The organism is Corynebacterium marquesiae, from assembly GCF_030229635.1.
GTDB classification, from domain to species: Bacteria; Actinomycetota; Actinomycetes; order Mycobacteriales; family Mycobacteriaceae; genus Corynebacterium; species Corynebacterium marquesiae.
Genome location: NZ_JASPII010000001.1, coordinates 61,691 through 83,049, shown reverse-complemented (window position 1 = coordinate 83,049; position 21,359 = coordinate 61,691). Strand labels below are relative to the sequence as shown.

Sequence of the window (21,359 nt, the reverse complement as noted above, 5' to 3'; positions counted from 1 at the left end):
CTCAAGAGCACTGTGCTAGTCGACGCGCGGCAGGTGGGTCGTAGCATCATCGGCAGGCTGCTGGGTTGGGGCCTTCTTCTTGCGGAAGAACTGGACATAGACCAACAGGCCGATGCCGAGCACCAGTGCGAATGCGCCTAGTCCGGCTAAAAGGCCCGCCCAGAAGCTGCTTTTTGCCAGGGTAGCGGTATACGCAGCGGCATTAGTCAGTACATTCTCAGAGTTCCTGCCTTCCGCAGCACCGGCATCCGGAACCTGCTGTGCACTAGCGGAGCCCGCAGCCTTGCCCTTAGTACGCTTAGCAGACTTTGCGTCCCGTGAGCCGGTGGACTTTTTGGCCGTCGAGTGGGAAGAACCGCTGGTGGAAGCAGAACGGTGCGAGCTTGTGCCAGTGGCCGCGCTTTTGCCGGATTTCGCAGTGGAGGCAGAATCATTCACACGGCTAGCAGAATGGTGGGTCGTAGCTCCAGAACCAGAACCGGACTTTCGCGGAGTACCAGAGGTTTGAGCTGAGCCCGTGGAGGGCGTGCCATGTGGAGCTCCATCCTTCCCAGCGTCTTTTGCCGTGGTGTGGGAGGCCTGCTTGCGCTTGCCCGCGCTATCCTCGCCAGAGTCCTTGTCGCCTTGTTGCGGCTTACCACCTTCTAGGAATTTCTGACCCTCCTGCAGGGTCTTGTCGAGCTCTTTGTCCAAGCCAGCGATGGCTTTGTCTACGTCTTTGACGTCTTTCTCTAGTTGCTTGGGGCGGCTATTTGAGTCAGCTCCGTTGCCGGTAGCAGCGTCAGCATCGGTATAGTCTACGCCGCACAGGTCTGTCGCCGTGGCCTGCTCTCCGACGAGGAAACCGGCATGGAGGTGGTGCCGGGAGCCGTCGGGAAGCTCAAAGGTAAAGCTCACCGCGTAGGTTCCCGGCTCGGTAAAGACAAAGGCCGGGTGGGAATGGGAATTGCCGGGGTAGTCCCAGGCAGAGCCATCGGCAGTATCCATAAGTACCTTGGGGCCACCAAGCTCCATCTGGTAGGCCACGATACGGCCATCCTCGGGGCCTTGTGCGATAGCCATGCTCAAAGTAGCGGTGTCTCCGGCGGCGAGGAGATCCTGAGATAGCTCTTGGGTATTAAAACCTAGCCAGGGGGCGTTGGGATCTTGCGTTTGCGGCAGTACCCAGCCTTCATCGGGCAAGGAACTATCGCTGAGCTCGGAAAGCGGCTGCTTAAGGTCATCAGATACCTCTATGGCAAAGGACTCAGAGTCATGCTCGATGCCCTTATCATCATCTTTGACCTTGAAGCTGAGATCGCCGGAATCGCCGCTGAGCGCCATGTCCTGGTGTCCCTTGGTGATGAGCTCGAAATCGCTGGAAGTGCATGCTTCAGTGGCTTCTTCTGCATATGCGGTGGCGGGCTCGAAGAGTTCTACCCCCGCTCCCGGAAGGGCGCTGAGGCTTATCAGTCCCGCGGTGCCGAGGGCCACCGCGGTGCGGCAGACAGGTTTCATGAGGAGACGGATTCCTTTCGTGGGGTGGGGTGTGGGGCGTCGGAAAGCGAGGCACCTGCGTGCTTGCGGGCGCCGAGAAGTGGATGGATGGCCCATACAACCAAGAAAATGGCGGTGAGGGTGAGCACGATGGTGGCGCCAGCCGGAAGATCAATGGCCCATGCCAGGTAGATGCCGAGGAAGCTGGACAGCGCGCCGATGAGGGCGGAAAGCCACATCATGGTCGTTAGATTTGTGCTCAGCAGGCGTGCTGTCGCGGCCGGAGTGATGAGCAGCGCGAGGACCAAGATATTGCCGATGGTGCTCACGGAAATGACCACTGCGGCCGTGACACACAGGTACAAAATGATGTCCAAAACAAAGACAGGCAAGCCCATTGCGCGGGCAGTTTCCCGGTCCAAGCACGTGGCGTTGAGCTGGGGTCCAAAGGCTATAACGATGGCGACAACTACGGCGCATACGCAGCCCGCGACGATAATATCGGTGCGGGAAACGCCGGTGAGTGAGCCGAAGAGGAAGCTTGTCAGCGAGGCACTATAACCATCGGTGCGCGAGATTATCACCATGCCCAAAGCGAAAGCAGCGGCGAAGAAGATACCGATGATGGAATCCGCTCGCACGTGGCGACGCTGCGAAAAGGCGGCGATGAGCAAGGCCACAACTGCACCGGCGACTGCGCCACCCACGAGCACCGAGGCTTGCAGGGCGAAGGCAATGGCTAGGCCCGGGAATACGGCGTGGGAGACGGCGTCGCCAATAAAAGCCATGCCGCGTAGCACGACATAGCAGCCGATGACGCCGCATACGATGGCCGCAAGCAAGGAGATGCCTACCGCGCGGGCGAGAAAGTCAAGGTGGGGATTGACCAGGTCGCGCAGGAAATCGAGGAAGGAAATTTCTATCATGCGGTGACTCCAATGGCAGAAAGCAAAGGGGAACCGGCACGCACGCCAAAGGTTTGCGTCCACGGGTCCGTCTGGTGAAGAAGGTGCGAGGCGGAATCATCGGCTATCACGGTGCCGTTGAAAAGGACGAGGCGGTGACAGGAATGTGCCGCCTCGGCGAGGTTATGGGTGGACATGACGATGGACTTGCCGCGCTGAGAAAGCTCTTCAAAAAGCTCGAGGAGCGATTCGGTATTGGGCGCATCTAGTCCGGTAAAGGGCTCATCGAGCAACAGCACGTGTGGTTGTGTGGAGAGGGCCCGGGCGATGAGTACGCGTTGGCGTTGACCACCGGAGAGTTCTTCGATGGGGCGGGTAGAAAATTCTTCCATGTTCACCAAACGAAGCGCCTCTGTTGCTGCGGCATGATCCTTAGCGCGCGGCCGCTTGAGCCAGCCGATAAGGCCGGTCCGACCGCTGAGCACGGTGCGATAGACATTGATAGGAAAGCCCCATTCCACTTCGTGACGCTGGGGAACATACCCCACGGTGCCGGAGATGCTGCGAGTTCCGGAGGAAGGGATGAGCCCTAAAATGGCGCGCATGAGGGTGGTCTTACCAGCACCATTGGGCCCGAGGAGCCCGATGAATTCGCCGGGGTGGACCTCTAAATTGGCAGCGGTGATAACGCTGCGGTGCGAGAGCGAGACGTTTAGATCGCCAACGGAAATGAGCGGTTTAGCCACGGCTATCGCCCCGCTTGGCTGAACGCAGGGCGAGCCCTAGGGCCAGCAGTAGTACTACGACGCCAACGCCGGCGAGGACAAAGACCCAGGTGGGAATAGAGGAGCCTGCGGTCTGAGCGTTGTCTGGATTCCAGGTAGTGTCTTGGGCCGCTTGGACGTCGGCATCATCGCCCACGGCGAAGGTGAGTGCGCCATCGGTGCTGAACTCGGCGCCGTCCTTGGTCTTGCCCTTCACCCTGATGCCTACCTGATGGGTGCCTGGCTCCGTAAACGTCCAGTTGGCGTGGGTGTGGGTATTGAGGTCTACCCAGAAGTCCTCGTCGCTCTTCTGCGCGGTGGACCACAAGAGCTGTGGCGCTTCAAAGCCGCCGTTTTGTAAGAAGAGGGAGAAATCGCCCGGGCCGGAGTGGCCGAGGAATTCCATGGTGATGCCGCGGTCGGCGGCGGCGACAAGGGAGGGCGCCTGGGTATTCCAGCCCAGCCAGGGAACGCCGACTTGCTCGGTTTGGGGAACCACCCAGACCTTATCACCGGACTCAGCTCCAACGAAGCCAAGGTCATCCGTATCGGGAAGGGCTTGCTGTGCTTTATCGCCCACGGAAAACACGAGGTCGTCCAAGTGACGCCAGACTGGCTTATCGCCGGCATCATCGCGGGCCATAAGCTCAGAATCCGTACCATCAAGCAGGGCACCAACGTCTACGTGACCGGTGTCGATGACCTTTTCTTCGCCCTGGGGGGCAACGTGTTCATCGGCACCGACCACCTGGGCGAGGTCGCCCGCCCAAGCAGGGCTGGTAGAAAGTGCCAGACCTGCAGTAAGGACGCAGGCGGCGGTGCGGGTGGCGGTTCGAGTAGCGAATTTAAGCATTTTTATCTCCATGGGTGGGGTTGGGGTTCAGGCAACGCTGCAGGGAATCAGCGTTAAATTTCATGAGGTCGATGTAGGAGCTGACGGTGTCATCGAACGTGTCGCCGTAGATGGGGCACAGTTCCACGCCTTGCTCCGCGGCAGCCTGCTTCAGGGTCTCGGTGCTTGCCTGCTGCACGGGTTCTACAAACACGGCTGGTAGATGGAGGTTCTCCAGCGTGCGACGTAAGGAAATGACCTCGCGTGGGGAAGGCTCGATGGCCGGATTGGGAGTGACGAAGCCGGCCACAGAAATGTCATATCCTTGCTCCAGGTAGGCGTAGCCATGGTGGGTGGTCACTAAGTGCCGGTTTTCTTGAGGAATGGAAGAAATGGCGTGCTCTACGTAGGAATCCGTATCCCGCAGGCGCTTGGTGTAGGCCTGCGCTCGTTGACGGTAGGACGCCCCGTGGGAAGGATCTGCCTGCGCCATTTCCTCGGCAATGACATCGACGTAGGCGATGGCATTGTCCACGTTGTGCCACAGGTGAGGGTCCACCTCGCCGTGAATGTGCTTTCCTAGTACGGCCTGCGGCAGGAGGTAGGTATCCTCGCCTGGCGTGCCCAGGAAGCGGTAGGCCGGATCCGGCGGGATGGGCTGCAGAACCGAAGACGGGATAGAAATCGCAGTGGTGGCGGGGTCAAAGCGCCTGTCTTGGTCGCGCAGATCAATGCGCCCTTGGGTCAAGTCGCCTTCAATATCCAGGTGCCCGGAATCGATGGCTTGCATGCCGTTAGGCGGGTTTACTCCCACGGCCACAGTGAGGTGTTGGACGTCGGTGCCCTCTGCTTGGAACCCGAGGTCGTAGATTCCCGGCTGGGAAAAACCCCAAGACACGTGCGTGTGGGCGTTGGCCGGCAGAGTCACGGAGTCTTCCTCGTCATCGACGCCATCGGCCGAGTTAAAAAGGACCTCCGGGGTGCCGAAGGTAGAGACCACATAGGCCGCGACGTTACCTGGCCCATCGGCAGAGACCATGCGGAAGTCCACTCCGGAAGAACGCTGCTGTGCGCCGCTGATGCGCAGGCCCAGCCAAATTGCCTCGAGCGAGACATCTTCTACCAGCGGCACCAGAGTGGCACCGCGGGTGGAGGCGGCATCAGCGACTTCCACCACGGGGGCATCGGTGGATTCGTGCAGCGTATCGATGAGAGACTGTGGCTCCAGCAAGTAGCCATTGCTCAGTGCCAAATCGGCATTGGCAACATCGCGCACCGTGCGCAGCGTTGGCTCAAAGGTATGCGGATCTTTTCCGCTGGGGATAAGGCTTTGTACCCGGGCATCTTCTCCCACGACGTTGCGCGCAAGATCCGCGAGGATCGGGGTGGTGGCCACCACGGCGAATTTTTCTCCGCTTCCGGTATCCAACGCAGCCGAAGGGGCACAACCAGTGGCCAGCAGGCAGGAGCCCAGCAGCGCGCCTATGGTCCGAAGCCGGCGTCTATGGGAAAGCGCACGCGCCATTAGTCCGCTGCCTTAGCTACAGCTAGACGGGCAATGCCTAGGCCGAGGAAGAGCATGCCCAAGCCCAACGCTCCGATGCCAAAGGGAACAATAGGAGTCCCCGTATTGGCTAAAGAACCGCCCTTGCTGTGTGCCTGCCCGGACTGGCCAGTGTTTGATCCGGTACTTGCGGTAGAGCCACCAGCGCTTGCCGACGCCCCACCTGCCGCAGCACCATGCCCGCAGTCGCCGCCCTCCGGATTGACCGCAGCGCCCAAGTCGAAGTGCCCGTTGTCAAAGGCTTCAGCCGGCTTGTCGCCGCCGACCACGAAGTGAAGTGTCGCTTCACCGGCAACTTGCTTGCCCCCATCGGTCTTGGCCACCTGGCGGATGGTGACGTCATAGGTGCCCTGCGCACCAAAGACCCAGTTGGGGTGCACGTGCGTATTGGGGGCAATCGAATAGGTACCCTCCGCCGCATCTGCATTGCCGCGGAACCACTCATCGCCCACGATCTTTCCCAATCCACCCTGGGAGTAGACCATCATCGGGCCGGGTCCCTTGAAGCCTGCTAACTCCCAGGTGACATCGCCAGGGATATTCTCGCGCATGGTCGGACTTTGGGTATTAGCGCCGAGCCACGGCACACCATCGACCTGGGTAGAACCAATCATCCACGCCTGACCAGCTGGCACTGGACCTACCTCTTGCGGCAGATCGACGCTGGATTTATCGGAGAGATAAAAGGTAGCGCCTTCAGCATCGCGCCACTGGGAAGGGGAGACCGTATCGTCCTTGATTTGCGGCGTCATGCCCGGGGTGCACTCTTCGTCCCCGGAGGCGCCGGACTTATCGGCAGCTGGAGCGCCGCCCTTGTCTGCTGACCGTTGGTCGCTCGTAGCCTCTTGGTCATTGTTTACCTCGCCCGTGTCAGCCGATCGATCCGCTGTGGACGCATCGCCGCCGTCGCCCACTTCCCAGGTATAGGTCACAGCATTGCTGGTTTCGCCGTTGGAGTGGGCTCGCACCGTCATGGTGTAGGTGCCGGCCTCACTAAAGGCCCAGTTGACGTGCTTGTGAGCAGGAGTGGGCTGATTGATAACCTCACCGCTGGTGAGCTCCATTGAACCGGAATCTGTAACCGTCTTGACATCGCCAAAGCTGCTGGTTTCAAAAACATACACTGAACCAGGTCCAGAGACTTCTGCGAATTCTAGGTCAACGTTGTCAAAGCCGCCATCGCGTGCAGGCTGGGTATCCCAGCCCGGCCAAATAATGCGCTGATCTTGCGTCTGCGGCAGGAAGTAGGTCGGCTGGCCTATCTCCGGCACTGCCTCGGTGGCATCCGACCAGGCATCCTCGACAACTTTGAGCACCACATCATCGCCGGAGCGTGGAACGCCCGATCCAGTGATGTCTTCCTTCATTGACAGATGTAGCTGACCATCTGGGGCCGTGACATAGAAGGCGTCTACATGCCCAGAGTCGAAGACCTCATCAAAGGCAAGTGCCGCGGCGGGGGAGAAGAAGGCCAATGCTGTGGCAAAGACGGCGGCAAATACCTGAATAAATCGGCGCCGCAGCGGGACGCGCCGGGAGGCAAAAGATGGTGAATAGTGCATTGTGGTTTCCCGTCTATTTGGTGGGGTAGAAGAGGCTTAGAAGTTGAGGCCGAAGCGCTTGCGGATGAGGTCCTCGTTATCTCGGAAGAAGTTATAAAAGGCCTTGAAAATCACCACGAGGACCGCTGGTAGGACCAAACTCCACGGGCTAAACGAGGACCCTGTGGGCTCTTCTGGCCGGCCGGGGTGGGCTGGTGTGTCCGGGGTATCTGGGGCGGACGGTCGCGTGGAAGGCTCCTGGGAAGGCTTGTCTGTTGGACTTTCGCTGGGCTCTCCGCTCCCGGTCGTGCCCGGTGCGAGGAAGGAACAGGAGTCCAATGTCTTATCGCCTACGGCAAAGGTGAGGGTTTGGGGCGCGGACTTTAGTTCCTTGCCGTCCGTGCCCGTGGCCGTATAAGTAGCCTCAAAGCTGTACAAGCCAGGCTTGGAAAAGGCCCAGTGCGTATGGGTATGGGCCGGAAAGTTGGTTTCGATGGTGTAGTCCTTAGCCGCAGAATTGGCGAGGACCGAAAAACCTTTGCCATGGGTGCCATCGATAAATGCGCCCCATTCGGCACCGTCCGGTGTGGAGGTGGGCTTCAAGTTGAGGTTGACGGCATTGTCCTTGGTTGAGGAATAATCCAGGTCCTGGGTGTTATAGCCGGGCCAAATGATGTTTTGATCCTGGGTTTGTGGCAAGTGATAGAAGCGCTCACCAGGCTTTCCTAGGAAGTCGAACTCTTTTCCCGCGAGCTTCTTATTGCGCGGGGTGAGTGCATTATCGTGTACGCCGAGCACCACGTCATCGAGTTTGCGGTCAACAGATTTCTTGTCCACCTGTGCCGTGTCATCGCGCAGAACCGTTGCAAAGCCTCCCTCGGCAGGCTGGGCCTTGATGTCTACATGACCACGGTCTAGTAGGTACTTTTCGCTGCATTGTGCATTGCCGGCTTGCGGTTCTTCGGTGCCAGGCTGCGGCGCGGAAGACGGAGTGTCTTCCTTGCCTGGGGTAGCCTCCGGTTCCTCATTGGAAGTGGAGAACTTCCCACTGACTTCATAGTTTTCACCAAAAGCAAAATACTCCGTAATAACGCTGCTAGCGTGTCCGGCCTTAACAGTGGAATGGGGGAAGAGGTTAACCTTGGCAAAATAGCCTTCGAAGTACTCGCCCTCATCAAAGGCGACCTCGCCGTGGCCGTTAGTAATAGGGGTTTCCAGATCCACAGTGGGGTATTTAGCCCCCTTCGTGTCATAGAGCCCGCCGGTGAGAAGGCCATTGAAGTTTTTATCCTCGGTATCCACCACAATCTTGGTGCCGCCCTTGCCCTGCTTGCGCATGCGGATGGTGTAGCCCAGCTCTTTTAGCTCGGTCTCCTCGGTGGGGGCCAGCTGGCGCGGGTGGGAGGCTTCCTGCCACGTCTCAGCGGCGGAAGAAGAATCTGTCTGGACGGGCGCGCCGGGCTGGAAATCAAGGGGACTAGAAATCCAGCGCGGTGCATCACCCTCTGGGGTAAACACAGCCTGCACCTGGGAAGGCTCTGGCCCCATGTACTCGTCCCAGCGCGCGCGGCCATTGTTAACGGGAAGGTCGGTGAGGAAGTAGCCGTCGATAAGCAGCGTGAGGGTGCCTTGTGCCTTGTTCTTGGCGTCGAAGGAAATGGTGGTGAGCTTGTCGTCACCGTCTTTTTCGGGATTGGACTTGGGGGCCATGCGCAGGCTGTAGCCTGCAGCAGCGGCGTCGCCAGCTGCGGACTGTGCGAAGCGCTCCTTAAGGCTCGGCGTTTTTTCCTCTTTGGGCTTTTGCCCGCCAACTTGGATGGTGGTGGTCTGTGGCTCATTGGCTATGAGCTGGCCATCCTTTCCGCGCGCACTGGTGCGGTAGGTCAGGCGGTATCGTCCTGGCTTGGTAAACAGAGTGGAGTTGTGCGTATGTGTGCCGGCAACAATGTAGGCAGAGTGCGGCGAATCCGGGAAGGACCCGAGCATGCGGTGCAGCTGGGTGCCGTCCTCATCATCTTTATTGGTAAAAAGCTCCACCTCGCCGGGACCATCGACGCTGAGCAGGTCAAGGAAGGCTACGTCATCCCGAAATTTGTCAGTGGGCAGGGAAGCATCTGCGCCAAAGCCCAGCCAAATGGGCGAAGTATTACCGGATACTTGGTGCGGCGCTGTGTAGTAAGTCGTGCCAGGGGCCCCAATGTAGTCTTGGGTCCCGTTTGCCGGAAGCGTATAGAGATACTGGTTGCTGTTATTCGTAGCGCTGTAGCCCTTGCCCACCCAGGCAACAGTGTCTGCAATCGGGGGCTCTTGACCGCCAAACTCGGACTTCAGGACGAAATGGTTGTTCTCCCAGAAAGACTTGGGGGAGTCAACGTGGGTATTGGTAGCGATGTGCTTGCCATCATCGGGGCCTGCTACAGCCGTGGCGGGAGTGATAAGTGCCAAAGTGCTCAGCGTGGCAAGGAAACGGGTGCGTGGGGAAGCCACAGTTGGGAAGGCCTTTCTACAGTTCTCACAAGTTCACCAGAAACTATAGAAAATGAATCCCATAACCCGTTAGCCGTAATGGAAACCGATTTCACTGACCAGTGGCTTTGTAGTGAAACCCGTTTCCAATTACCCCAATTTGTGTGTAGGAATAGACTGCAAGCCGCTGCGCGCCGGGCAGGATTCAGGGGCGCTTGGGCTGGTGCGGACTGGAATCGGCGGCTCCACTACGATGGTGGGTATGACTGAAGTACGCGTTAGATTCTGTCCGTCCCCAACCGGCACACCGCACGTAGGCATGGTGCGCACCGCACTATTCAACTGGGCCTACGCCCGCCATACCGGTGGCAAGCTGGTATTTCGCATCGAGGACACCGATGCTGCCCGTGACTCCGAAGAGTCCTACCAGGCCATCATTGATTCCCTGACCTGGCTTGGCCTGGGCTGGGATGAGGGCATCAATGTTGGCGGCCCACATGAGCCTTACCGTCAGTCCCAGCGCATGGACATCTATAAGGAAGTTTTGGACAAGCTCATCGAAGGTGGCTTTGTCTACCCGGCATATTCCACTGCCCAAGAGGTAGAGGAGCGCCACAAGGCGGCCGGCCGTGACCCGAAGCTGGGCTATGACAACTTTGACCGCGATCTCACCAAGGAGCAGATCGATGCTTTTGAGGCCGAAGGTCGCAAGCCTGTCTGGCGCCTGCGCATGCCGGAGCAGGACTGGACCTGGACTGACCTGGTGCGCGGGGAAATGACCTTCAAATCTGAGACCCAGCCGGACTATGTGGTGGCTCGTTCCAATGGTGCGCCCCTCTACACCCTGGTTAACCCGGTTGATGATGCCCTGATGCGTATCACCCACGTGCTGCGTGGTGAGGACCTACTTTCTTCTACTCCGCGTCAGCTCGCGCTTTACGACGCCCTTAAGAAGATTGGCGTTGCCGAGTTCACCCCAGAGTTTGGCCACCTACCCTTCGTGATGGGCGAGGGCAATAAGAAGCTGTCTAAGCGCGACCCGCAGTCCAACCTGTTTAACCACCGCGATAACGGCATCATCCCGGAGGGCATGCTCAACTACCTGTCCCTGTTGGGCTGGTCCCTGTCCGCGGACCAGGACATCTTCAGCATGGATGACTTGGTAGAAAACTTCGACGTCCACGACGTGCTGGGTAATCCCGCACGCTTTGACCAGAAGAAGCTCGAGGCCATCAACGCGGATCACATCCGCCAGCTAGACCCAGAAGAGTTTGCCTTCCGTCTGCGTAACTACTTGACCGAATACACGGATTTCCCGGCTGACTATGACGGTGAGAAGTTCGCCTTCGCCGCAGATCTTGTACAAACCCGCATCAAGACTCTGTCTGATGCCTATGGTCTCATGAGCTTTTTAGTGACCCCGGATGCCGACCTAAAGCTCGATGAGAAGGCGGCGAAGAAGAACCTTAAGGAAGAGGCCATTCAGCCGCTCGAGGTGGGTATCGAGACCCTCGAAGGTGTTGCGGAGTGGAAGACCGAGAATATCGAGGCGGCACTATCCAAGGCCCTTATTGAAGACCTTGAGTTGAAGCCTCGTAAGGCTTACGGTGCACTGCGTGTAGCTATTTCCGGCGCCCAGGTTTCCCCACCGCTCTTTGAGTCCATGGAGCTGCTGGGTAAGGAGTCCACCCTGGCCCGCCTTCGTGCGGCCCGTGAAGTGACTCCCTACGTGCCGGCGGCGCAGTAGGGGGAGCGTCTCCCATAAGGCGGCGATAGATATCTAATCCCGCCCTTCGATGCGGCGAATGATAGCTGAACTACAGCGCTGTCATTCGCCGCCTTTTTATTAACCACTCTACTGGCCTGAAAATGGCGTGTGTGCTGGCGATTTGGCAGTTTACGCGTTGATCATTATAGTTATTACACGTTGCAGCGAGCAAGGGAGCGAAGCCGGAAGGCAGTAAGCTTCCAGCGCAAGTTAGCAAATGGCCTATGGTGTAATTGGCAACACAGCGGTTTCTGGTACCGCCATTCTAGGTTCGAGTCCTGGTAGGCCAGCAGTGAAAATGCTTTAAACGGCAGGCTCACTAGTTCTATGCCCCGTTCGTCTAGCGGCCTAGGACGCCGGCCTCTCACGCCGGTAACACGGGTTCAAATCCCGTACGGGGTACAAAGACCTCCAGCCTAAAGGTTGGAGGATTTTTCATATCCGGGGCAATGTCTTTTTCTAGCGACAGTCTGGGGCGCGACCACGGCGCAAGCAAAACTGGTTATAACCTACCCCCAGACCATTGGACTCGTCCGCGCAGTTAGCCGCGTCCTGCCAATGGAACCAGGGTTAAGACCACCGCGAAGTTGCGCAAAACCCTTCCTGCCCTGCACGTGCAGGCATAGACTGCAAGTACAGCAGAAAACAAACAGAAAGGAGAGCGGGTGACAGAAAGCGAAACGCACCACAGCCAAGGCGCACAGCCCGAAAGCACAGCCAGGTAGTAACGCTATAATCCACAACTTCCTTCCCACCAACGTTTGCATGAAGTATAGGAGCCTGCAGCATATGCACTTCGACGCACAGCGCCATCCCGAGTCCTACTAGCACAGCGTTCTCGGCCACGGACTATCCACAGATTGCTTGCGGAATAACCACTGACTCGATCCGCACCTCGGCCACGAAGAACCCTCACTGCAGTACCGGACCCGGGAATTTTTGCGTTTTCCTTCGCCTGCCCTCAAAACCCTCCGTGACCGCGCGATTTGTGCTGAATTAACCCATCGTTTACTCTTAACAAGTCCGCAACGCACAGTGTGCGAATGCTGCGAACGCGCCCCGTTCGTCTAGCGGCCTAGGACGCCGGCCTCTCACGCCGGTAACACGGGTTCAAATCCCGTACGGGGTACCAACGGAAAGCTGCGAGCCACATGGTTCGCAGCTTTTTCTTTCCCTAAGACCTGTTCGGTCTAGCGGCATGTAGGGCAGGCCTCGATGTCCAAGCGCTAACCGTCGTGCCCGCGGGACGGTATAGGAGCTGAGGTAAAGAGCGGGGCACAGACTCCCGTAGCGGTCCTTCAGTAGGGACTCAGGTGGGCTGTAAGTGGTTACGTGCCCGATAGCTGCGTTCGAGGGAATCCTTTAAGAAGGAGCTAGACCTAGCGTTAAAGGGTATCCCAGTCCTTCCTAGCAGATGCGTATTCGGCTTTTCCAGCCCCTTCTAGGTCTTTCGGGCACTAGCGTGGGACCCGACCATGAAAAAGCCCACCAAACCGTGAAAAGGGCGTGGTGGGCGGTGTAGGAAGGGTGGAAGAGGAGACGTCGGCAAGCGTGGCTACGCCATAACCTTCGTCTTTTTAATCGCTTTCTGCAGGCGCTTGTGATAGGCATCCATGGCGCGGCGGAGAACGAGGCCGACGATGAGTGCAGGGATGGTAAATAGCAGTAGCATGCCCAACTCGCGCCAAATATCGCCGTGATAGGTGCCCGCAATGGCGCTGCGGAAAGCATCAATGGCGTACGTTGCTGGCAGCCACGGGCTCACGTTCTGGAACCATTCAGGCAGCAAAGGCAGCGGGTATGCGCCGCCGGAGCCGGAGACTTGTATCACGAGCAACAACACCGCTAAGGCCTTGCCGGCACTATCGAGTGTGATGACAAGTGCATAGATGATCAACATAAACACCAGTGAGACTATCCATGCGGCAAACATGAGCATGAATGGGTGAGCAGGCTCGATCTGGACGAAGAAGATGAGGCTGAGAACCACCAAGGTGGCCTGCGCGAGGCCGACCAGGCCGAGTGTGGCAAAGCGGCCGAAGAACGCTTGACCACGGGTGAATTCGCTCTCGTCGTACTTCCCGTTCTCGTCCTTGCGCAAGTATTTACGCTCGGCGTTGGTATGCACCAGCACGCATGCCAGAAGGGCGCCTACCCATAGCGACAAGGTGAGGTAGAACGGCGTCATACCCACGCCAAAGGCAGCGACAGGGTAGACCGGCTGGCGGTCTACAGCTACGGGAGCGGCGATGCGAGAGGCAAGCAGTTCTGGATCGTTGCCGACGATTTCCGCCAGCTTGGCCAAATCGCCGCCACGGCGCGCCTCGTCGATCTTGCGGCCCATGTCCGCAAATCGGCCGCTTTGCTCCCGCAGGGTGCCGGCAAGGCCGGCAGTGGTATCGCGGGCGCGCGCCAGGCTTTGCTGTGGCGACTCGTCATTCTCGGAAACCGAGGAGCGAATGCCTGCGATGTCCTGCTTGACAGCATGAATATCGTCCGCGACAACCGAGACGCTCTGGTTGAGCTGATCTAGCTGCGGTTTGAGGTTCTCGTTATAGGAATTGCGTGCCTTTTCAGCAGCCTGCTTGGCATTGGCGATGGCATCCTTGGTGCGCTGCCGGGAGTCTTGGGACGTGCCACGGCCTTGCTCAAGGTCATTGGCGGTAGATACGAGCGAATCATGCAGAGCGTTGCTCTGGGCAATGGAGGCATCAATCTGGCCCACCATCGCCTTATATCCACCCGCGACCGCGGCAGGTAGAGCTACTTTATCGGCTTGGTCCTTGATGGAAGTGCGAACTCCCTCAAAGGCCTGAGTTTGCTCATTCACCCGTTCAGCGGCGGTGCGGTAGGTCTGCGCCGTTTGTGCGCTGGTGTTGCTTGCATTATTGAGCAACTCATCGACCTGGGCAGAGAGTGCATCGTAGCTTTGCGTTGTAGCCGCCAAGGAAGCGTCGAGCGAACCAGCCGAGTCATTGAGGGTAGAGCGCAGAACGTCGATGGGGTTTTCGCCTTGGTCATTGTTGGTCTTCGTAGCCTGGCGTCCAGCCTCGGCGAGAATATTGTCCGCAGCCTGCGTAAGAGGCAGGGTGGAGTCGACCAGATTGCTTAGTGCACCTACGGTGCCAGCCGCAGCATCAAGGCGGGTGCTGACGTTATTGACGCGATTGTGCAGGTTATTGAGTGCAGTCTGGGTATCGTCCGCATTGAGGTATTTATCAAAATCCGAGACGACGCCAAGGCCGACATTGGATACCACGCGGGTGAAGGACTCGTCGATTTTCTGGATGACGCCGTCCGCACTCTTTTGCGTGATGGTGGTAGACAGCGCATTCTTCTTCTCATTTGTATAGAGGTTGAGCTTGCTTGGTTCGGTTCCTTCTACATAGAACGTGAGAAGGTCCGTGCTGAAGTCTTTGGGAAGGACAATGCCGGCATAGTATTCGCCGGACTTTGTTCCTTCGACTGCATCGGCGCTATCAGTAATGACCCAATCGATATCGTGATTGCGGCTGAGCTGCGAGAGCACCTCATCGCCCAGATTAAGCTTCAGGGAGGCGAGGTCGCTTTCGTGGCCTTCATCCTCGCTGGCCACAGCAATCTTGAGCTGGTTGGTATTAGCAAAAGGATCCCAGCTAGCCAGCACGTTGAAGGACGTGAAAAGCAACGGGATGATGGCAAGGCCAAAGATGATGACCGCAGTCATTACATTGGTGCGAATGGCGTGGAGGTCATCGCGGAGGATGGTCAGAATGTTTTTCATGACTTACTCGCCTCCCTTTCCGGAGTCATCACCATCAACGGCGGGCATTTCCTTGGTCTCGCTCGTATTAGAAGGTGTGGATTCCTCGTCTAAGTCCTCTAGGAGGTAGCGGTTTGGGTGTTCCTGTTGGTGCTCTAGGTGCTCCTGGATTTCCTCATCGCTGAGATCCGCCAGGCGGTTATCGTGCGCGATGCTCTGCTTGACGTACTCAAGGGAGCAGATAACCCCCACCGCAATGAGCGTAACCAGGCAGGCCAGGCCGAAGATGATGGCCTTTTCTTCAGGATTAATGCGTGAGTAGATGCCTAAAGCGACGACTAACGCTAGGCCTACCGCGACGGTAATCTTCATCAGCTGGGAGTAATTCCTGCGCGCCATGCTCCATTTATCTTCCAAGCTTTGTTGGTACGCCTCGCGGTCATTCAAGGCATAGAGGAGGTCGGTAAAGCGGTACCGGCTGCCGACCAGATGGACCTGCTCATTGATAACGAGACCGCCCTTATGCAGTTCGTCGTTGACCAGCATGTTGACGTTGGACAGGCCGCGGCGCAGCACAGTACCGATGAGGTAAGCGATCGCGGCCATGCCGATGAGCGCGGCAAGGTCGCGTGCATAGTGGTTGCCGTAGAAACCACCAACGGTCTCGCGCATGGCATCGATGCCGTAGGTAAAGGGCAGGAATGGGTGTACGACGCGGAAGAAGTCCGGCGTCATTTCAATGGGGTAGAGGCCGGATGCGCCCGGAATCTGGATGAAGGCGATGACCACCGCGATGCCGCGGCCTACGTGTCCAAACGTAGAAATCAAGCTATAGGTAATGCTCAGGTAGCACAGGCCTACGATGACTGCGGTAACGACGTAGGCCAATGCATTGGCATGTTCAACTCCAATGGCCAGGTTGCCGATGGACACGATGAGTGCCTGTGCGATGGCAAAGAAGGAAAGCAAAAGGAAGCGGGCAAGGTAAGCCTTGGTAATGGTGAGGTTCTTGCGGCCCTGCGGGTCTACCTCCGCGCGGAAGATGATGAGCAGCATGAACGCGCCGATCCACAGCGTGAGGTTGATAAAGAGCGAGGACATGCCGGAACCGTAGTGCTTTACAGGGAATACGGCGTGGCTTTCCATCTCTGCAGGGGAGGCAAGGAAGGAAGACACCTCATCGGTGTTCAGCCCCTTGACAGACTGCAGGATGGAATTGTTATTGGCGGTATTGCTCAGCGCAATCACGTCGCTGCGGGAGGCGCGAAGCCCCTCCTCAATACCTTCGAGGTCCACAGAAAAGCGCTCAACTACTTGCTGGGCCTGGCTTAGCTGCTCGTCGACGCCGCCCAAGAGCCCATCGGTTTGCCCTACCAGTGCCTGCTGGCTTTCGAGTGAGGCGGAAAGCTTGCCGGCGGTAGCGGTGACGTCGGAAAGCGCAGCATTGAGCTTGGGTAGGCCTTCGGCCACATTATCGCGCAGCGCGTGGGAATCATCGCGCGTTTGGGCGGCCATCTTTTCCAACATGCCCGTGGTCTTATTGAGCGAATCGATGGTGTCGTTCGTATCGCTGTTGAGAGTATCTAAGTCACCGAGAACGGCCTTATTCTGGTCATTGCGTTCGCGGAGGTCTCCTACCTGATCCTTAATCTGTTGGGAAACTTGTGGGGGCAGGGCCGGTGAAGACGCAAGCTTTTCAAGCTGATCGATAGCCCGGTCAGCCTCACCGACGATTCCTGACGCGCCCGCAGATGCGGCACCGACGCGATTGAGTGCGCCGCGTAGTTTGCCGGAGACTGAGCCTACGGTGGCATTGGCGGAGGCGGTTCCGTCCGCCATGGCGGTAGTGCCTTCTACATAGGCAGCGGTGGCATCGTCCGAGAAAGAAGTGACTTCCCGCTGGACCTCTGCAGTAATGGAGTTAAGTTCATCCAGGGCGGTCTGGGCATCATCGACGGTCTTTTGCACCGTGCCCAAAGACTCGCGGGCTTGCGCGATGGTAGGGCGCGCGTCTTCGATGGTGGAATGCACGTCAGCAAGCTGGCTGCGGGAGTTAGCTACCGTATCTGCAGTATCTGAAAAAGAATCCGCGGTCTTGCTTGCGGTACTGTTAATCTTCTGGCTCAAATCGCCACCGGAGTTCTTTAGCTCAGTGGCCACCGAATCCGCTACCTGCTCATTAAAGGTAGAGCTAATGGTGGTGTCTAGGGTCGAAGCGCCAGTATCAGTAATCTTCGGTGCAATGGCATTCAGCTTTTCATTGACGTGATATTCCAGCGTGGGCTGAGAATAGGTACCTTTAAAAAGGCTAACGAAATCGGCCGAGAAGTCCTCGGGGACGATTACCGAGGCGAAGACGTCACCCTTCTTAACGGCGTCTTCGGCTTCCTGGCGGTCCATGAACTGCCAGCCCAGCTTGTCATTGTCATGCAGCTTGTCAATCATCTGCCCGCCGACGTCTAAGTGGCCGGTCATCTCCGAGGATGCGCCTTTGTCCTCATTAACTACGGCGACTTTGAGGTGTTCTGTGTTTCCGTATGGGTCCCAGAAACCGGAGATGTTTACCCAGGAATACAGGGCTGGGGTGATCATCAAACCAATGAGGATCACCCAGACCTGAGGGGTCCGCCACAAGCGGACAAAATCTTGGAGAAAAATCTTCCAACTAGTAATCACTCGAAGAACCGTAGCACCCAACCGGAAAGAACTAATAGTCTGACTGTCGGTTTTAACAGAAATGAGAGAGTGCGTCATGTCGAGCTTGCAGATATGTTTCTGGTGTGAATTTCGAAGACGATTTCAGCAGCAGTCGTGGGCATAGAAAAGGCCGCCTAGGCCCACAGTTCAAAGGGCCTAGGCGGCAAGCGATATGGGGCTAGGCCCCGGGGTGGCGTTTAGTGCTCGTCGTAGTGATCGCCGTGGGCGGCGTGGCGGTGGCCGTCGTGCAGGTAGTCCACGTGGTCGCCGTGCGGGATCGCTACGTGGCCGCAGCCTTCACCATGGGTGTGGTCGGCGTGCGCCTCGGCTTCAACGTGCTCGGTGGTCTCGCACTCATCCCAGTGGCCATTATGCTCACGGTGAATGTGGCCCTCGTGGAGATAGTCGGTGTGGTCACCGTGCGGGAAAGAAACGTGGCCGCAATCGGTGCCATGGGTGTGGGTATGATCTTCGTGGGTGTTGTGGGTCATGATGCCTGATCCTCTCTTGTAGGGGACGTTCCCCGTTGTTTTCAGTGTGTTTTCATTAAAGCGTATTTTCATTTGAGTTTCAATAGGCGTGGGTGTCTTTCTCTAATTTTCTGGTTTGGGAAATAAAAGGACCCGCCTCCTTGGGGTTAGGTGGAGGCGGGCGTCGTAAAGCTGGGGAGGGCCCTAGAGGAGGTTGCTCAATTCGCGTGCGGCGGAAGTGAGAATGTTGGCGTATTTCTGGGCCGGGGAAGGTCGGAAACGCTCGGCAGATCCGGAAATCGACAACACTGCGAGGAAGGTTCCGGAACTATCGAAAACCGGCGCTGAGATGGAGGCTAAGCCGGCTTCGCGTTCCTCAATAGATTCGGAATAGCCTTGGTTTCGGGCCGCCTCAATGTCTTCTTGGGTAAACGAGGCGTCTTCGGTATTGATGTCTACATATGCGGCAATGATGCGTGCGGCAGAGCCGGAGCTAAGTGGTAGCTGGCGTCCGACTGGCACGACGTTGTGGAGGCCGGATTCCGGCTCCCTAGTGGCAATGCAGGTGCGGGTATTTCCGGTGACCTCGTAGAGCTGGATGGATTCTCCGGTGCGTTCGCGCAGCTTCTCCATGATTGGCTCGGCTGCCTCGAGGAGGTGATCGCGGTTGCCGGGAAGGGCTGGGCCGGCCTTCCACTTTCCATCGGGGGTGCGAACGAGGATGCGGTGTGCTTCGAGTGCGGTGGCCAATCGGTGTGCTGTCGCCCGAGGCAGCCCCGTGGTTTCGCATAACTCATTGAGGGTGGAGGGGTGGTTGGCGGCGGCCATCATTATGGCCATTGCTCGATCCAACACCTTAATTCCGGAAACTGCGCTATACTCTCCCATACAATGAAATCTACGTCCCAACTTATGAGATTTCAAGTGTGGAGAGATGTTTATGAACCAGAAGCTGACATTGGCAGAAAAAGTGTGGCGCGATCACGTCGTCCAATACGGCGATGCTGGGGCGCCAGACCTTATCTTTATTGACTTTCAGCTACTACATGAAGTTACCAGTCCGCAGGCATTTGATGGCTTGCGGCTGGCCGGCCGCACGTTGCGTCACCCTGAGCTGCACTTGGCCACCGAGGACCATAACGTTCCCACGCAAGGCATCAAGTCCGGCAACCTCTTGGAAATCAAAGATGAGGTTTCACGCACCCAGGTATCGACCCTGCGCAAGAATTGCGAGGAATTTGGAGTGCGCTTGCACTCTATGGGTGATGCCCAGCAGGGCATTGTGCACACAGTTGGCCCGCAGCTGGGGATCACCCAGCCGGGTATGACAATCGTGTGTGGCGACTCGCATACCTCCACGCATGGCGCCTTTGGTTCTATCGCCATGGGTATTGGCACCTCTGAGGTAGAACACGTCATGGCTACGCAGACGCTTTCTTTAAAGCCATTCAAAACCATGGCTATTGAGGTGACTGGCGAGCTGCAAGAGGGGGTATCTGCCAAGGACCTCATCTTGGCCATTATCGCGAAAATCGGTACCGGTGGCGGGCAGGGCCACATCATTGAATATCGCGGTGAGGCCATCCGCAAGATGTCCATGGAAGCGCGCATGACCATCTGCAATATGTCGATTGAGGCAGGAGCCCGCGCTGGCATGGTCGCTCCCGATGAGACGACCTTCGAGTATGTCAAGGGCCGCGAGTTCGCTCCCACAGGAGCAGACTGGGATGCTGCAGTTGAGTATTGGAAGACACTTCCCACGGACGAAGGCGCAGAATTCGAGACTGTCGTGGAAATTGATGGCTCCTCGCTGACCCCATTTGTTACGTGGGGAACTAATCCTGGGCAGGGCCTTCCGTTAGGGGAGAAGGTCCCAGATCCGGAAGATTGTGGTGATGATAATGAAAAGGCCACTGTGGAAAAGGCTTTGCAGTATATGGACCTGCAGCCAGGTACTCCGCTGCGCGATATCAAGATCGACACCGTCTTCGTCGGTTCCTGTACCAATGCCCGCATCGAAGACCTGCGCGCTGCGGCTGACGTGGTCAAGGGGCACACCATCGCTGCCAATACGCGGATGATGGTCGTGCCGTCCTCCGCCGTGGTCAAGGCCCAAGCGGAGAAGGAGGGCCTCGACGAAGTCTTCCGGCAGTTCGGCGCGGAGTGGCGTACCGCCGGCTGCTCGATGTGCTTGGGTATGAACCCAGATCAATTGGCTCCGGGCGAGCGATCCGCCTCCACTTCCAACCGCAACTTCGAGGGGCGTCAAGGCCCTGGTGGGCGCACGCACCTTGTCTCCCCGCAGGTGGCCGCCGCGACTGCCGTGACCGGTTACCTGTCTAGCCCTGCAGATCTGGATTAAGCGCTTAGAAAGGCATTGGCAATGGAGAAATTTATTACGCATACGGGAACGGGCGTGCCCCTGCGCGCTTCCAACGTGGATACTGACCAGATTATCCCCGCGCGCTATTTGAAGTCGGTCAAGCGTACCGGCTTTTCAGATGGCCTATTTTCAAATTGGCGCTCCGATGACAACTTTGTACTCAACCAGGCGCAATTCAAGGATGGCTCGGTGCTTTTCGCGGGCAGTGATTTTGGCACCGGATCCTCCCGTGAGCACGCAGTGTGGGCGTTGAGCGAATACGGCTTCCGCGCGGTGTTTTCTTCCCGCTTTGCTGATATTTTCCGCGGCAACGCTGGAAAGTCCGGACTGCTTACTGGATTGATGGAGCAAGAAGATATTGAGCTCATCTGGAAACAGCTGGAAGCAGGAGAAACCCAGGTCACCGTGGACCTGGAGGCTCGAACGGTCACGGTGGGTGAAAATACCTACCGCTTCGATATTGATGACTACACCCGTTGGCGGTTGATGGAAGGGCTGGATGACATCGGCATTACGCTCCGCAACGAGGATGCAATCGCTGCCTACGAATCGCATCGCCCCAGCTTCAAGCCCGCTGTTCACGCCCAATAGCAGAAGAATCGATGGCGATCGACGGGCCAGCAGTGCCCCTACAGTCCTGCTACGCGAAGAGGCCGTAGGGGCGCCCTGCGCTCACACGTGAACTTTAAACTTCCGTCTTGGGGTAAATGGGGGTATAACTCGGTAACGTATAGGTAACAATTGCTTGCTC

At 57.7% G+C, this 21,359-nt stretch carries 14 protein-coding genes and 3 tRNA genes; 6 read left to right on the top strand and 11 right to left on the bottom strand.

The features are described 5' to 3' along the window. Nucleotides 1-15: 15 nt before the first annotated feature. Genes QP971_RS00370 through QP971_RS00340 form a run of 7 tightly spaced genes read right to left on the bottom strand, consistent with a single transcriptional unit; the run spans nucleotide 16 to nucleotide 9,569 of the window. Complete coding sequence (locus QP971_RS00370; RefSeq protein WP_284810480.1) at nucleotides 16-1,497, bottom strand: choice-of-anchor M domain-containing protein; 1,482 nt, start codon at nucleotides 1,495-1,497, stop codon at nucleotides 16-18. Next, entirely contained in the window at nucleotides 1,494-2,402 is a 909-nt protein-coding gene (locus QP971_RS00365) for an anchored repeat-type ABC transporter permease subunit (protein ID WP_049377177.1), read from the bottom strand. Before QP971_RS00365 ends, QP971_RS00370 begins: the two co-directional genes overlap by 4 nt. Beyond that, the gene (locus QP971_RS00360) at nucleotides 2,399-3,133 is read right to left on the bottom strand and encodes an anchored repeat-type ABC transporter ATP-binding subunit (RefSeq protein WP_420361647.1); all 735 of its coding nucleotides are present in this window, start codon (nucleotides 3,131-3,133) and stop codon (nucleotides 2,399-2,401) included. Before QP971_RS00360 ends, QP971_RS00365 begins: the two co-directional genes overlap by 4 nt. Then, nucleotides 3,120-3,998: a choice-of-anchor M domain-containing protein gene (locus QP971_RS00355; RefSeq protein ID WP_284810478.1), complete on the bottom strand. Its 879-nt coding sequence runs from the start codon at nucleotides 3,996-3,998 to the stop codon at nucleotides 3,120-3,122. Before QP971_RS00355 ends, QP971_RS00360 begins: the two co-directional genes overlap by 14 nt. After that, nucleotides 3,991-5,502, bottom strand: coding sequence for an anchored repeat ABC transporter, substrate-binding protein (locus QP971_RS00350; RefSeq protein ID WP_284810477.1), 1,512 nt, complete (start codon nucleotides 5,500-5,502; stop codon nucleotides 3,991-3,993). The genes QP971_RS00355 and QP971_RS00350 overlap by 8 nt, the downstream gene beginning before the upstream one ends. Continuing rightward, complete coding sequence (locus tag QP971_RS00345) at nucleotides 5,502-7,103, bottom strand: choice-of-anchor M domain-containing protein (protein ID WP_284810475.1); 1,602 nt, start codon at nucleotides 7,101-7,103, stop codon at nucleotides 5,502-5,504. Before QP971_RS00345 ends, QP971_RS00350 begins: the two co-directional genes overlap by 1 nt. A 36-nt stretch (nucleotides 7,104-7,139) precedes the next feature. Next, a complete protein-coding gene (locus QP971_RS00340) occupies nucleotides 7,140-9,569 on the bottom strand; it encodes a choice-of-anchor M domain-containing protein (protein WP_284810474.1) in 2,430 nt (809 codons plus the stop codon). 232 nt (nucleotides 9,570-9,801) lie between these two features. Here QP971_RS00340 and gltX point away from each other — a divergent pair, with 232 nt between their 5' ends. The 4 genes from gltX to QP971_RS00320 all read left to right on the top strand — a co-directional run bounded on the left by gltX (nucleotide 9,802) and on the right by QP971_RS00320 (nucleotide 12,448). After that, on the top strand, nucleotides 9,802-11,295 hold the full coding sequence (gene gltX, locus QP971_RS00335; RefSeq protein WP_284810642.1) for a glutamate--tRNA ligase: 1,494 nt from the start codon (nucleotides 9,802-9,804) through the stop codon (nucleotides 11,293-11,295). A 239-nt stretch (nucleotides 11,296-11,534) separates the two neighbouring features. Then, nucleotides 11,535-11,606, top strand: a tRNA-Gln gene (locus tag QP971_RS00330). Between the two features lie 39 nt (nucleotides 11,607-11,645). Then, nucleotides 11,646-11,718: transfer RNA gene (locus QP971_RS00325), tRNA-Glu, on the top strand. Nucleotides 11,719-12,372: 654 nt separating this feature from the next. Next, nucleotides 12,373-12,448, top strand: a tRNA-Glu gene (locus tag QP971_RS00320). A 423-nt stretch (nucleotides 12,449-12,871) separates the two neighbouring features. Here the strand turns inward: QP971_RS00320 and QP971_RS00315 are convergent. The 4 genes from QP971_RS00315 to QP971_RS00300 all read right to left on the bottom strand — a co-directional run bounded on the left by QP971_RS00315 (nucleotide 12,872) and on the right by QP971_RS00300 (nucleotide 19,113). Further along, nucleotides 12,872-15,079 (bottom strand): YhgE/Pip domain-containing protein, encoded by a 2,208-nt coding sequence (locus QP971_RS00315; protein ID WP_284810473.1) that lies wholly within the window; start codon nucleotides 15,077-15,079, stop codon nucleotides 12,872-12,874. A gap of 3 nt (nucleotides 15,080-15,082) precedes the next feature. After that, nucleotides 15,083-17,692: a YhgE/Pip domain-containing protein gene (locus QP971_RS00310; RefSeq protein WP_239661043.1), complete on the bottom strand. Its 2,610-nt coding sequence runs from the start codon at nucleotides 17,690-17,692 to the stop codon at nucleotides 15,083-15,085. 260 nt (nucleotides 17,693-17,952) lie between these two features. Beyond that, complete coding sequence (locus QP971_RS00305) at nucleotides 17,953-18,246, bottom strand: hypothetical protein (RefSeq protein WP_080970356.1); 294 nt, start codon at nucleotides 18,244-18,246, stop codon at nucleotides 17,953-17,955. A gap of 183 nt (nucleotides 18,247-18,429) precedes the next feature. Continuing rightward, entirely contained in the window at nucleotides 18,430-19,113 is a 684-nt protein-coding gene (locus QP971_RS00300) for an IclR family transcriptional regulator (protein WP_284810472.1), read from the bottom strand. Nucleotides 19,114-19,165: 52 nt separating this feature from the next. Between QP971_RS00300 and leuC the strand changes: the two genes are divergently transcribed. After that, nucleotides 19,166-20,587, top strand: coding sequence for a 3-isopropylmalate dehydratase large subunit (gene leuC, locus QP971_RS00295; RefSeq protein ID WP_284810471.1), 1,422 nt, complete (start codon nucleotides 19,166-19,168; stop codon nucleotides 20,585-20,587). A gap of 21 nt (nucleotides 20,588-20,608) precedes the next feature. Continuing rightward, nucleotides 20,609-21,199, top strand: coding sequence for a 3-isopropylmalate dehydratase small subunit (gene leuD, locus QP971_RS00290; protein ID WP_049377122.1), 591 nt, complete (start codon nucleotides 20,609-20,611; stop codon nucleotides 21,197-21,199). Nucleotides 21,200-21,359 lie beyond the last annotated feature (160 nt).

Excerpts from the sequence above, each read along its gene's own strand:
- QP971_RS00370 (WP_284810480.1), bottom strand. The coding sequence starts at position 1,497 with ATGAAACCTGTCTGCCGCACCGCGGTGGCCCTCGGCACCGCGGGACTG.
- QP971_RS00365 (WP_049377177.1), bottom strand. The coding sequence starts at position 2,402 with ATGATAGAAATTTCCTTCCTCGATTTCCTGCGCGACCTGGTCAATCCC.
- QP971_RS00355 (WP_284810478.1), bottom strand. The coding sequence starts at position 3,998 with ATGCTTAAATTCGCTACTCGAACCGCCACCCGCACCGCCGCCTGCGTC.
- QP971_RS00350 (WP_284810477.1), bottom strand. The coding sequence starts at position 5,502 with ATGGCGCGTGCGCTTTCCCATAGACGCCGGCTTCGGACCATAGGCGCG.
- QP971_RS00345 (WP_284810475.1), bottom strand. The coding sequence starts at position 7,103 with ATGCACTATTCACCATCTTTTGCCTCCCGGCGCGTCCCGCTGCGGCGC.
- gltX (WP_284810642.1), top strand. The coding sequence starts at position 9,802 with ATGGTGGGTATGACTGAAGTACGCGTTAGATTCTGTCCGTCCCCAACC.
- QP971_RS00315 (WP_284810473.1), bottom strand. The coding sequence starts at position 15,079 with ATGAAAAACATTCTGACCATCCTCCGCGATGACCTCCACGCCATTCGC.
- QP971_RS00305 (WP_080970356.1), bottom strand. The coding sequence starts at position 18,246 with ATGACCCACAACACCCACGAAGATCATACCCACACCCATGGCACCGAT.
- QP971_RS00300 (WP_284810472.1), bottom strand. The coding sequence starts at position 19,113 with ATGGGAGAGTATAGCGCAGTTTCCGGAATTAAGGTGTTGGATCGAGCA.
- leuC (WP_284810471.1), top strand. The coding sequence starts at position 19,166 with ATGAACCAGAAGCTGACATTGGCAGAAAAAGTGTGGCGCGATCACGTC.
- leuD (WP_049377122.1), top strand. The coding sequence starts at position 20,609 with ATGGAGAAATTTATTACGCATACGGGAACGGGCGTGCCCCTGCGCGCT.